This is a genomic window from Bacteroides sp. AF34-31BH (genome assembly GCF_003602795.1).
Taxonomy (GTDB): domain Bacteria; phylum Bacteroidota; class Bacteroidia; order Bacteroidales; family Bacteroidaceae; genus Bacteroides; species Bacteroides uniformis.
Genome location: NZ_QTLV01000006.1, coordinates 112,371 through 125,524, shown reverse-complemented (window position 1 = coordinate 125,524; position 13,154 = coordinate 112,371). Strand labels below are relative to the sequence as shown.

The following is a 13,154-nucleotide window of genomic DNA, read 5'->3' as shown; positions in this document are numbered from 1 at the left end:
CAACAATATGAAATCATTAATTCCGGTTGCTGCCTTTACACTTATGATAGGGTTTTCGTCTTGTGTGGGAGATTTGGATGTAAAGCCTATCAATCCGCAGCAAACCATGACTTTGGATCAAAATGCTCTTTTTAACAAGATATATGCAAGCTTCTGTTTGACCGGACAGACCGGCCCAAGCGGTAATGCGGATATTGACGACATGGACGAAGGACGTTCAGAATTTTTCCGCATGGCATGGAACTTGAATGAGCTCACTACGGATGAGGCACACTGGATATGGCTCACAGATACCGGTATGGATGAAATGCTCCACAATTCTTATGGAGCGAGTGCCGCATTCTCTATCGGACTATATTATCGTCTTTATTTTACTGTCACGTTGTGTAACTTTTTCTTGGAGCAGATTCCGGATGATGGCGGGACGTCTTCCATGCAACGTGCGGAAGTCCGTTTTATCCGTGCTTTACAGTATTATTACATCATGGACTTGTATGGTAACGCAGCATTTACGGAAGAAGTCTCTTCTGAATTGGCAGAACGCTATACACGTACCCAGTATTTCGATTATATTGAGAAAGAACTGAAAGAGTGTGAGGCTGATATGGCAGAACCGGGACAGAATACTTATGGGCGTGTAGACAAGGTAGCTGCATGGAATTTGCTGGCCCGTCTCTACTTGAATGCTGAGGTTTATACCGGTACTGCCCAGTGGCAGAATGCCATGGATTACGCAGAAAAGGTGATAAACAACGGGTATTATCATCTGTGTACGGAGGGAGCTACCAATCCGGTGACTGGTGAGGTTTATTCCGCCTATCAGATGCTTTTCCTGGCAGACAACAATACGAATGGGGCACAGTATGAAAACATTTTTCCGATACTCTTTGACGGGGTTACTACAAAAAGCTATGGTGGGATGAATTTTCTGGTTCTTGCCACTTATAATTCAACAATGGATGTTACGATTCCTTCTGGCACGAATTGCAGCTGGGGAAAGTGCGCCCGGGTCCGCAAGCAATTGCTTGACAAGTTCTATACGGCAACTCCTCCTTCGGGAAAGACGGTTGCGGAAATGACAGCTCCGGCCAATGATGACCGTGCTCTTTTCTATGGTGACGGCTTTTCCGCTTCCATTAAAGACGAAACGGATGCGACTGCAGGTTTTGCATGTGTGAAGTTTCGTAATGTCCGTTCGGATGGACAATCCAATCAGGTGGTCGATTATGTAAATGCGGACCTTCCTTTTTTCCGTGTTGCTGAGGCTTATTTGATTTATGCAGAAGCTTCTACCCGTTTGAACGGGTCTAATACGGATGCAAAGGAGAAAATCAATGAACTTCGTTCCCGTGCCAATGCTGCCCAGAAGAATCTATATACGTTGGATGATATTTGTGATGAGTGGGCGAGAGAATTCTGGTTTGAAGGCCGCCGCCGCATGGATTTGATACGGTTCAATAAATATGCCGGTCAGGCATCCTATAAATGGGAATGGATGGGAGGCACTTATGAAGGTGCGCAATTCAGCAATATCAGAGCGATTTTTGCGCTTCCTGAAAACGATTTGGCGAACAATTCCAACTTAATTCAGAATCCGGGTTATTAATCAAAAAAAGAACAGAATATGAAAAGATATTTATTCACTTTGTTGTTGGCGGGATTGGCGATGTTCACTGCATGTACAGATGATAGAGATTCCAATCCGACAGTACAGCAACCCAGTACTTTCGAACTGAATATGCCTGCCTTGGGAGGCGGTGTATATGACTTGGCTAACACAGACTCCATTAGGTTGACCTATGAACAACCAGACTATGGTTATACGGCTCCCGTCAAGTATTATGCGCAGATTTCTGTCTCCGGTACCTGGAATGACGCCACTTCTGCAGAAGCGGATGACGCTACATATATCGAAATGGACGGCTCTGTCACAGTATGTGAGTTTGGTGCGGCGGCTGATTTGGTGAACAAAGCTATCATGAAATTGGGCAATTATACTGACCCGAGCCAACTGCCTGCTGAAGGGATATCCTTGTACGTGAGAATGAGGGCAAGGCTGAATGCCGGTTACGAGTGCTATTCAAATGTCATAGAACTTTCTGTTGCTCCCTATTATGTAGCTTTGGTATCAGCTGCTCCGGAACTGTGGTACCTGATTGGAAGCTGTATCGGTGATGGTTCTTGGGGAAGCGAAGTAGGTACGGGAGTCATTCCATTGTCACCGGTGGAAGGTGCCAAGTATGATGATGTTACGGGTAAGGGAGAATTGACCTATACCGGTTACTTCCCATCCGACAAAGGTTTCAAGATTGTAAGGGTACCCGGTGAGTGGGATGACCAGTGGGGAGCTGATGGAGGTGACTTCAACAAACCGCGTCTCAAGGATGCCGATGGTGAGGGAAGTGATTTTTATGTTCCTGCCAGTGGATATTATAAGATTTCCTTGAACACGAAAGAGAACACTCTCTCCATCGTTGCCACTGATGAACCGAAAAATGTTTATGATGGATTATTGATTTCCGGTGACTTCAACGGTTGGGGTACTGATACGAAGATGATTCCCGTAAATACGGTTGAAGGTGTGGTCAATCATGTCTGGAAGTATGAGTTGGATGCGACAAGTGGAGATACCACGGCAAAATTCTTATATGCTGGATGGACCCCCAACTGGGGAGCTTCCACTTTCCCATATGGATTCGGAGTGAACGGAGGTGCCAATATTCCGGTAGTTGCCGGCAAATACGTAGCTATCCTGAATGACATTGACGGTTATTATCATTTCTTCAGCAAATAATTAATGAAATAATAAGGTAAGATTCGATATGAAGAAAAAAGTATTGTTTTCAGGAATTCTGCTGGCTTTCCAAGTTTTGTTGGGGCATGCCCAGCAGCGTCTTTTGGGGGGAGATATTTCTTTGCTCCCCTCTTACGAGGCGGCAGGAACTGTATATAGAAATGCAGTTGGAGAGCCGGTTGCTCCCCTTGACTTTTTCAAGGAACAAGGTTGGAATGCTGTTCGTGTACGGCTTTTCGTTGAGCCTTCCAAAGCCTCCGCGGAGCATAAGGGAGAAGGAGTATGCCAGGATTTGGATTACGTAACCAAATTCGGACAACGGATAAAGGATATGGGTTATCAGTTCATGCTCGACTTTCATTATTCCGATACATGGGCTGACCCGGGGAAACAGTTCATGCCGGACTGTTGGCTGGATGCCGAAACGGCCTCATTGCCTGACAGTGTGTACCGATACACTAAAAACACCCTTCGGTCTATGGTGGAAGCCGGTGCATGTCCCGATTTGATACAAGTAGGAAATGAGATAACGAATGGGATGATGTGGCCTGCTGCCAAAGTCGATCCGTTGGGAAGTGATAACTGGGATTTGTTAGTGAGACTTTTGGAAAGTGGCGCCAGGGCTTGCCGTGAAGTCTGTCCCAAAGCAAAGATAATTATCCATACCGAGAAAGCCGGCGAATGGAATAAAACCAGGACCTACTACAATCGTCTGCAGCAGCTTGATTATGATATTATCGGACTCAGTTATTATCCTATGTGGCACAAGGCGGTGGGGGTACTTGCCGCTACGCTCGATTCTTTGGCAGTCCACTTCCCGAATAAGGAGGTGATGATAGTGGAGACTGCAGCTTATTATTCGCACGAGAATGACAGATGGGCAAAAAGTGCGGACGAATATTCCGAGTTTTATCCGGTCAGTGCAGAAGGGCAACGTATCTTCACTCGTGAGCTGGTAGCTGAACTGCGCCGTCATGCCAATGTAACCGGGCTGTTCTGGTGGTTTCCCGAGGAGAATGCCAGTGGCAATACTGTGACGGAGGGATGGTTGAACCGTGGACTCTTTGATAACCATACGGGAAAGGTGCTTCCGGCAATGGAAGAGCTCAGACGGTTTGTACAGCCGATTGACCGTTGATTTCAAATTATTGGGAACCTCATCCCTTAGTAAATGTGCTAAATTATTATATTTGCGGAAATAATTAAGATAACGCCATGAAACACATGAAGTTTTTGACTTTCTTTTTTTGTATTGCCTTTGCTGTATTTGCATGCAGCAGCAATAATGAGACAGACCCCAACGCAGGTGGACTTCCCGATAAGGAAGAGCCTCTTACTACGGACTTTGCTAAAGGTGCCGACATAGGCTGGTGCACCGAATATGAATCCAAAGGATACGACTTCTACAATGCTAAAGGCGAGAAGCGTGAATGTACGGCTTTGATGAAAGAGCTGGGACTCAATGCCATCCGCATCCGTGTATGGGTAGACCCGAGCGACAACTGGTGCAATACTGCCGACGTGGTGGTGAAGGCCCAAAGAGCCAAAGCGCTGAATATGGATGTGATGATAGATTTCCACTACAGTGACTGGTGGGCAGACCCCGCCCAGCAGAATAAACCTGCCGCATGGGTTGGTAAGAATCTGGCGGACTTGAAGAAAGCTCTCAGCGACCATACGGTGAGTGTGCTTCGGGAACTGAAGGCGGTCGGTGTCACTCCCAAATGGGTGCAAGTGGGCAATGAAATCCGTCCGGGCATGCTGTGGGATAAAGACAAGGCTTTGAGCGGCGCATCCTATGACGTGAAGGAATCCGACTTGAAAGATGCTCCGGCAAACGCTTCTTCCGAGGTGGTATATCCCATGAATTGGGCCAATCTCGGCGCATTTATCACTACCGGATATGATGCCGTGAAGTCGGTCTGCCCCGATGCCATCGTCATTGTTCACCTGGACAACGGATGGGACAATGGTTTGTTCAACTGGTTTTTCGACGAACTGAAGAAGAACGGAGGCAAGTGGGATATGATAGGTATGTCACTCTATCCTTACTGGTCGCGCGATGCCAAGCCGGAATATACAGCGGCTGATGCCGTTATTACGGACTGCATCAAAAATATCAAAGCGGTAAGTGCGAAGTATAACTGTGATGTGATGGTGGTGGAAACCGGTATGGAGTGTGCCGACGACAAAGGGAACCTGGCAAGTGCTTCCGTACTGGCAGAAGGGAAACGCCAACTGGCCCGTGTCCTGAAAGAGTGCAAAGAGAATACTGACGGACGCTGCAAGGGTGTGTTCTACTGGGAACCGGAATGCAGGCCGAACCAATATCGGCTGGGGGCATTCACTGAAGACGGCCGCCCCACTGTGATAATGGATGCTTTTAAATAATTATATTAACAAAATCTTTTAAAGAAGAATGAGAAAGACAATACTTATCTTTTCCTGCTGCGCTTTTTTTGCCTTGGCGGCAATGGCGCAGCGTACAGAAGCATTGTTGGAAAAGAACTGGAAGTTCACCAAGGGAGATGTTCCCGAAGCAACACAAACAAATTTCGACGACAGTAAGTGGGAAACAGTGACCATTCCTCATGATTGGGCCATCTTTGGTCCGTTCGACCGCAACAACGATTTGCAGGAGGTAGCGGTTACGCAAGACCTTGAAAAGCAAGCTTCCGTAAAGACCGGGCGTACCGGAGGGTTGCCTTATGTGGGTGTCGGTTGGTATCGTACGGCTTTTGATGCTTCTGCAGACAAGCAGGTCACTCTGGTTTTCGATGGTGCAATGAGTGAGGCTCGGGTCTATGTCAATGGGAAAGAAGCTTGTTTCTGGCCTTTCGGATATAACTCTTTTCATTGCGATGTTACCGGTTTGCTGAATGCCGACGGTAAAAACAATGTGCTGGCTGTCCGTCTGGAAAACAGACCCCAGTCCTCCCGTTGGTATCCGGGGGCGGGATTGTATCGCAATGTCCGCCTGGTTACTACGGAACGTGTCCATGTTCCGGTTTGGGGTACACAGCTCACCACACCGCATGTCTCTGCTGAATACGCTTCCGTGCGTCTGCGTACTACAATACGGAATGCCGGTGATGCGGATGTTCGTATTTCTACTGATATTATTGCGCCGGACGGTAAGATAGTAGCCCGTAAGGATAATAGCCGGAAAATTAATCACGGACAGCCATTTGAGCAGAATTTTCTGATAAATGCTCCGTCTCTGTGGTCTCCTGAGACACCTTATTTATATAAGGCAGTATCTAAGATTTATGTAGATGGCAAACAGACTGACGAATATACCACGCGTTTTGGTATCCGCAGTATTGAGATTATAGCTGATAAGGGATTCTTCCTAAATGGTAAGCACCGTAAATTCCAGGGGGTATGCAATCACCACGATTTGGGTCCGTTGGGTGCGGCTGTCAATGTGGCTGCTCTTCGCCGTCAGTTGACATTATTGAAGGATATGGGATGTGATGCAGTCCGTACCTCCCACAATATGCCTGCCCCCGAATTGGTGGAACTCTGTGACGAGATGGGCTTCATGATGATGCTGGAACCTTTCGATGAATGGGATATTGCCAAATGTGAGAATGGATATCACCGCTATTTCAACGAATGGGCAGAAAAGGATATGGTAAATATGCTGCATCAGTATCGGAACAATCCTTGTGTGGTAATGTGGAGTATAGGAAATGAGGTTCCTACCCAATGTAGTCCCGAGGGCTACAAAGTGGCTTCTTTCCTGCAGGATATTTGCCATCGCGAAGACCCTACACGCCCCGTTACTTGCGGTATGGACCAGGTGACTTGTGTGCTTGCCAACGGGTTTGCGGCAATGATTGATGTACCCGGTCTTAATTATCGGGCTCACCGCTATGTGGAGTCTTATGAGACTCTTCCACAGAATATTGTGCTCGGTTCGGAGACGGCTTCCACTGTAAGTTCCCGTGGTGTCTATAAATTTCCCGTACAGAAGGGAGCCAGTGTGATGTACGATGACCATCAGTGCTCCGGTTATGATGTGGAGTGTTGTTCCTGGTCGAATCTTCCCGATGAGGATTTTGCTTTGGCTGATGATTATGACTGGACAATCGGACAGTTCGTCTGGACAGGTTTTGATTATTTGGGTGAACCTTCTCCTTATAGTACGGATTCCTGGCCCAGCCACAGCTCCGTTTTCGGTATCATAGACTTGGCAAGCCTCCCCAAAGACCGTTTCTATCTGTACCGCAGCCTATGGAACAAGCAGGCAAATACCTTGCATGTCCTTCCGCACTGGACGTGGCCGGGCAGGGAAGGGGAGAATACTCCGGTTTTTGTTTACACCAGCTATCCCAGTGCCGAACTGTTCGTCAACGGAAAGAGTTATGGCAAACAGCGGAAACTTACTGCTGATGAAAGCCGTGCTTTGGAAGGTCAGGACTCCCTTGCTTTGCAGCGTCGCTATCGCTTGATGTGGATGGATGTTCCTTATGAACCGGGCGAAGTGAAAGTGGTAGCTTATGATGCTTCCGGTAAGCCTGCAGAAGAAAAGGTGATTCGTACCGCTGGCAAGCCCCATCATCTGGAGCTGGTTGCCGACCGCACCCGCTTGTCTGCCGATGGTAAGGACCTGGCATATATCACAGTCCGTGTCGTGGATAAGGACGGTAACCTTTGTCCGGCAGACAGCCGCATGGTAAACTTCTCGGTGAAGGGTGCCGGAAAATATCGTGCTGCTGCCAATGGAGATGCTACCAGCCTCGATTTGTTCCATTTGCCCAAGATGCCGGCTTTCAGCGGTCAGCTGACGGCTATTGTGCAGAGTGGCGAGCAAGCCGGTGAGATTGTGTTTGAGGCAAGGGCTAAAGGATTGAAGTCCGGAAAGCTGGTACTTTATACTTCAGAGAAATAAATAGCACTATTTGCTTCCACTCTACCACACCTGCTCTGTAACCCTTTGTTCATCGGTGTTTGAGGTGCGGTGGAAGCAACAGAAAAAGGTGGAAGCAAATTTTGCTTCCACCTCTGTTTTTAGGGCCGACATGATGTTAACTTATTGTAATGTAACAAGTTAATATCATGTCGGCCATTTTGTTAATATCGTGTTAATGGCATATTAATATTGTGCAGACACGTTATTCATATCCTGAAAGTATGTTGCTTGGTTTATACATGCATGGCATTTCTTCAGTAAAAGCTTTGTGTTTCTTTTGTTTTGTCTTGATGTTGTGTAGTACTTAACGGTCGTAAAGCGATTTGTTGACGGCCGTAAAGCGATCTGTCAACGGCCATCGACAAATCGCCTAACGGCCGTTAGGCGGTGAAAATCTCTGTACTTTAGCAGAATAAACATATATGTTATGTGCAAGAATGCCACATGTAGAGTGGAGAGAAGCGCTGTATTATGATATATCAAGTGATTTTTCTATCTTGTGCAACCGCATGCAATCGTTTGCACTGTTCGTTTCCCACATTTTACACTCTCTTTATACTTTACTAAGGTAATAAAGCATATTTTTGTTGCGTCATGCTTTGGGTACTTGAAAGACGTTAGAAAGCGAAAGTACGAAAATTATTTTTCGAATAATATATATAGGTAATTAATATTGTTAACTTTAATTTATTAAATGCATGAAGCAAGTTAATCTTAGAATCTGTCAAACGATTCTTACCCTAATCTTAGGGCTATTCTTGTCTGTAGGCGCTTATGCACAGAACATCACTGTGAAAGGGCATGTGAAAGATGCCTTGGGTGGCGTGATAGGCGCGAGTATAGTGGAAAAAGGGAATGCTACAAATGGTACTATTACCGATTTGGATGGTAATTTCTCATTAAATGTTCCGAAGGGTTCCACTTTGGTTATTTCTTTCATCGGTTATAAAACTCAGGAAGTGGCTGCGGCTCCCAGTATCATCGTAACTTTAGTAGAAGATAGCGAATTGCTGGACGAAGTTGTTGTTGTGGGCTATGGCCGCACTAAGAAAGATGACTTGACTGGTTCGGTTACTGCTATTAAACCGGATGAACTCAGTAAAGGTATCACCAACAATGCGCAGGATATGTTGGTCGGTAAAGTTGCCGGTGTGGACGTTATCACTGCGGGAGGTACCCCGGGCGCCGGTGCGCAGATTCGTGTACGTGGCGGTTCTTCTCTGAATGCTTCTAATGACCCGCTGATTGTAATCGATGGTTTGACTATCGATAACGAAACTCCGAAAGGCATGAGTAATCCTTTGGCGATGGTCAATCCGAACGATATCGAGACTTTCACCGTTTTGAAGGATGCTTCGGCCACTGCCATCTATGGTAGCCGTGCATCCAATGGCGTTATCATCATTACTACGAAGAAAGGTAAGAGCGGATCTGCTCCCAAAGTATCCTACAATGGTGACATGACCATCTCTATGGTCCAGAAAAAGTATGATGTGCTTGATGGCGATGAATTCCGCGATCTTATTAATAACATGTGGGGCGACAAAGCCGGTGAAGTCGGTATGGGCAAGGCCAATACCGACTGGCAGGACTTGATTTTCCGTACAGCCATCTCTCACAGCCACAATGTATCGGTGTCCGGCGGTTTGAAGAACATGCCTTACCGTTTGAGTGTGGGATATAATTCTTCTGACGGTATCGTCGAAACCTCTTGGATGCGTCGTGCCAATGTCGGCTTGAGCCTTTCTCCCTCTTTCTTTGACAATCATCTCAATTTGAAGATTAATGCCAAGTATATGTACGAAAAAGACCGTTATGCTGATGCAGGCGGTGCGATAGGAGCAGCCCTCTCAATGGATCCTACGCAGCCTGTTTATTTCGACGCTGATGATGAGCGTGCTCCTTTCTTTGGCGGCTATTTCCAGCATACGCAGGCACCCAAGGACCTCAATCCCGAGTGGAAATATACTAATAACCCCAACGCTCCCCAGAATCCCTTGGCTCTGCTGATGCTCAAAGAAACGAAAGCTGTAGCCAATGACTTTACGGGTAATTTTGATGTGGATTATAAGGTACATGGCTTTGAGGATTTGCGTCTGCATGCAAGTTATGGAGGTCAGTACACAGAGAGCAAGCAGGACGATATAACTTCTAAATATGCTTATAGCCCCAACTACTACGGTTGGAACGGCGTGACTCAGACTTATAAATATAGTATCACTGCCAATGCTTATGCCCAGTATGTGAAAGAAATCGGTGCACATAACTTTGACATTATGGTTGGTGGTGAAGAGAGCCATTTCCACCGCAGTGGTTATGACTACGGGCAGGGTACCGACCCTTACAATGGTGAACCTCATGACGCTAAGCTGAGAGAAGAACAGGCATGGGCCACTCACAGTTCTTTGGTTTCTTACTTCGGCCGTTTGAACTATACTTTACTCAACAGATACATGCTTACGGCTACGTTCCGTGCCGACGGTTCCTCTCGTTTCTCTGATGACAACAGATGGGGTTACTTCCCTTCAGTGGCATTGGCATGGAAAATCAATGAAGAGACATTTATGAAAAAGCTTACCTGGTGGAACGAGTTTAAGCTTCGTCTGGGTTGGGGTATGACCGGTCAGCAGGATATCAAAACTGACTTCGGTTATGAAACTCATTATACTTCAAGCGACTCTTTTGCCCAGTATCCCTTTGGTGATACTTACTATGGTACAATGCGTCCATCGGCTTATAACCCCGACTTGAAGTGGGAGACTACTACTACTTATAATGCTGGTTTCGACCTCGGCTTTTTGAACAACCGTATCACTGCTAATATTGATGGTTACTATCGTGAAACGAAGGATTTGCTGAACTCCATCACTATTCCTGTTGGTATGCAGTTCGGTTCTCAGTTGACCAAGAATATCGGTTCGTTGAAGAATTATGGTGTGGAATTCTCCATCAATGCAAAACCCATTGTTACAAAAGATTTCACTTGGGATGTAAGCTATAATGTCGCTTGGAATCACAATGAGATTACTGACCTGGTAGATGGTGAAGCCGGCTATTATGCATGGGCCGGAGATAAGATCGGTCGTGGTAACAATACTTTGATCCAGGCCAATACTGTAGGTGAATCGACTAATTCATTCTTTGTGTATCAGCAAGTATATGACGAGAATGGCAAACCCATTGAAGGTATGTATGTGGACCGTGACGGTAACGGACGTATTGACAATGGCGACCGCTATTTCTACAAGAAACCCTCTGCCGATGTCATCATGGGCTTTACCACTAAATTCCTCTATAAGAATTGGGATTTGAGCATGTCTTTCCGTGCTTCCCTCGGTAACTATGTTTACTATGACTTTTTGTCCAACCGTGCAGTGGTCAGCCAGTCTGGTCTGTATTCCAACAGTGCTCTGCACAACTCTACTCCCGAAGCTGTGGCATTGGGCTTTACAGGTGTAGGAGCCGGCAACGACAACTATTTGAGTGACTATTTCGTACGTAATGCTTCCTACTTGAAGTGCTCCAACATTACTTTGGGATATTCTTTCCCCGCACTGTTCAAGGTCGCAGGTCATGAAACATGTTCCGGCCGTGCATTCGTTACTACTCAAAATCCATTCATTATATCCAAGTACAAAGGTATCGACCCTGAAGTGGCAAGCGGTATCGACTCCAATCCTTATCCACGTCCTTTCAGTATTCAAATTGGCTTGAGCCTGAATTTCTAATCCGTTAAATGTATATAAAGATGAAACATATATTTTTGAAAACAGCCCTTGCCGCCCTTCTGATAGGTGGAGTGGCAACGTCGTGTATCAACGACTTGAATATTTCGTCCATCGACCCGCAATCCAGTTCGTCTTATGAAGATATGGAATTGCTGGCGAAAGTTTACAGTACGCTGGGCCTGACAGGGCAAAAAGGTCCTGCCGGTAGTGGCGATATCAGTAGTGATGAAGGTGAAAGTGGATTTTACCGTACTACATTCAATTTGCAGGAACTCTGTACTGATGAATGTCTTTGGGCTTGGCAGACTGACACCGATATTCCTCAAATCACCAATATCGACTGGACGGCTTCATCTCCTCGTGTGCAATGGACATTCCAACGTTTGGCATTTGATGTGACACTTTGCAACTTCTATCTTACTAACACTGAAGATAAGGCTGATGACCCCAATTACAAACTTTATCGTGCTGAGGTTCGTTTCCTGCGTGCTCTTCATCTGTGGTATTTCCTTGACCTTTGGGGCAAAGCTCCTTTCAAGACTACATACGACATTTACGAGTTGCCGGTAGAGAAGGCCGGTAAAGACCTTTACGACTGGATTGACCAGGAATTGACCGATATAGAACCGCAGCTTGCTGAAGTGGGTGAGTTCAATAATTCCGCCAATTTTGGCCGTGCCGACAAGGGAGCTGCTTATATGCTTCACGCCCGTTTGGCCTTGAACTCGGAGGTTTATACTAAAGGTGCCGTGAAAGATTACCAGAAGGCTATCGACTATTGTAACTTGCTTGATGGAAAATACGAGCTTTCTAAAGCAGAGAAGAATGGCTATACCGGCTACGAACAGGTATTTATGGCCGACAACGATCAGAACGTACAAGCCATGAAAGAAATCATTCTACCCATTCGCCAAGATGGTGCCAAGACAAAGTGTTATAGTGGTGCCAACTATTTGGTAAGTTCCACTCGTATCACCGGAATGCCCTATATAGGTACTTCCAACGGCTGGAGTTGTAACTTCTCTCGTGCTGCTTTGGTTAAGAAATTCTTCTCTACTATCGAGGATTGTCCGCTTGCTACTGAGGCTGCTCCCAAAGATGCTACCGAAGCTGATATTATTGCGCTTGATAAGGCGGCAGGTACTACAACCAAAGATGTGCAGGCGAAAGCGAATGATGACCGTGCATTGTTCTATTCCGGTTGCGGTGGCGGACTCCGCAAATTGCAGGCCGATCAGATTGCAGGCTTCAATTCCGGTCTTTCTATCGTGAAATGGAGCAATATCCGCACAGATGGTGCAGCCACCTCACACAATGAATTCCCTGATGTGGACATTCCTTTGATTCGTTATGCCGAAATGTATCTGACCCGTGCCGAGGCTAAGTTCCGTTTGAGCGGTGACCCACAGCAGGCTCGCGATGATATTAAAGTTTTGCGCGACCGTGCAGGCGCTTCTACTCCAGCCACCATCACCGAACAATATATCATTGACGAATGGTGCCGTGAGTTCTATATGGAAGGCCGTCGTCGCAGTGACTTGATTCGTTTTGGCCTTTTCACAGGTGATGGGTACCTCTGGGATTTCAAGGGTGGTGTAGCCGAAGGCAAGAGCGTGGAAGATTTCTTCAACGTGTATCCTATTCCGGCTGATGACATCAATGGTAATAAGAACTTGACTCAAAACCCGCGTTACTAATAGAATAATTGTCGAAT

General features: G+C 46.4%; 7 protein-coding genes. All 7 read left to right on the top strand.

Annotated features, from left to right (window positions below; all coding sequences use genetic code 11):
• Positions 1 to 7: 7 nt before the first annotated feature.
• The 7 genes from DWZ67_RS11205 to susD all read left to right on the top strand — a co-directional run bounded on the left by DWZ67_RS11205 (position 8) and on the right by susD (position 13,137).
• Positions 8 to 1,606: a RagB/SusD family nutrient uptake outer membrane protein gene (locus DWZ67_RS11205; RefSeq protein WP_227238581.1), complete on the top strand. Its 1,599-nt coding sequence runs from the start codon at positions 8 to 10 to the stop codon at positions 1,604 to 1,606.
• Positions 1,607 to 1,624: 18 nt separating this feature from the next.
• Complete coding sequence (locus tag DWZ67_RS11200; protein WP_009036576.1) at positions 1,625 to 2,794, top strand: SusE domain-containing protein; 1,170 nt, start codon at positions 1,625 to 1,627, stop codon at positions 2,792 to 2,794.
• A 28-nt stretch (positions 2,795 to 2,822) separates the two neighbouring features.
• The gene (locus tag DWZ67_RS11195) at positions 2,823 to 3,932 is read left to right on the top strand and encodes an arabinogalactan endo-beta-1,4-galactanase (RefSeq protein ID WP_009036577.1); all 1,110 of its coding nucleotides are present in this window, start codon (positions 2,823 to 2,825) and stop codon (positions 3,930 to 3,932) included.
• Between the two features lie 77 nt (positions 3,933 to 4,009).
• A complete protein-coding gene (locus tag DWZ67_RS11190; protein WP_009036578.1) occupies positions 4,010 to 5,185 on the top strand; it encodes an arabinogalactan endo-beta-1,4-galactanase in 1,176 nt (391 codons plus the stop codon).
• Positions 5,186 to 5,213: 28 nt separating this feature from the next.
• Positions 5,214 to 7,691, top strand: coding sequence for a glycoside hydrolase family 2 TIM barrel-domain containing protein (locus DWZ67_RS11185; protein WP_009036579.1), 2,478 nt, complete (start codon positions 5,214 to 5,216; stop codon positions 7,689 to 7,691).
• 719 nt (positions 7,692 to 8,410) lie between these two features.
• Positions 8,411 to 11,440 carry a SusC/RagA family TonB-linked outer membrane protein gene (locus DWZ67_RS11180; protein ID WP_009036581.1) on the top strand — a complete coding sequence of 1,010 codons (3,030 nt, stop codon included), beginning with the start codon at positions 8,411 to 8,413 and terminating at the stop codon, positions 11,438 to 11,440.
• A gap of 20 nt (positions 11,441 to 11,460) precedes the next feature.
• Positions 11,461 to 13,137, top strand: coding sequence for a starch-binding outer membrane lipoprotein SusD (susD, locus tag DWZ67_RS11175; RefSeq protein WP_009036582.1), 1,677 nt, complete (start codon positions 11,461 to 11,463; stop codon positions 13,135 to 13,137).
• Positions 13,138 to 13,154 lie beyond the last annotated feature (17 nt).

Bases quoted from the DNA above. Each gene is read 5' to 3' on its own strand.
- DWZ67_RS11180 (WP_009036581.1), top strand. From the start codon at position 8,411: ATGAAGCAAGTTAATCTTAGAATCTGTCAAACGATTCTTACCCTAATC.
- DWZ67_RS11205 (WP_227238581.1), top strand. From the start codon at position 8: ATGAAATCATTAATTCCGGTTGCTGCCTTTACACTTATGATAGGGTTT.
- DWZ67_RS11200 (WP_009036576.1), top strand. From the start codon at position 1,625: ATGAAAAGATATTTATTCACTTTGTTGTTGGCGGGATTGGCGATGTTC.
- DWZ67_RS11185 (WP_009036579.1), top strand. From the start codon at position 5,214: ATGAGAAAGACAATACTTATCTTTTCCTGCTGCGCTTTTTTTGCCTTG.
- DWZ67_RS11195 (WP_009036577.1), top strand. From the start codon at position 2,823: ATGAAGAAAAAAGTATTGTTTTCAGGAATTCTGCTGGCTTTCCAAGTT.
- DWZ67_RS11190 (WP_009036578.1), top strand. From the start codon at position 4,010: ATGAAACACATGAAGTTTTTGACTTTCTTTTTTTGTATTGCCTTTGCT.
- susD (WP_009036582.1), top strand. From the start codon at position 11,461: ATGAAACATATATTTTTGAAAACAGCCCTTGCCGCCCTTCTGATAGGT.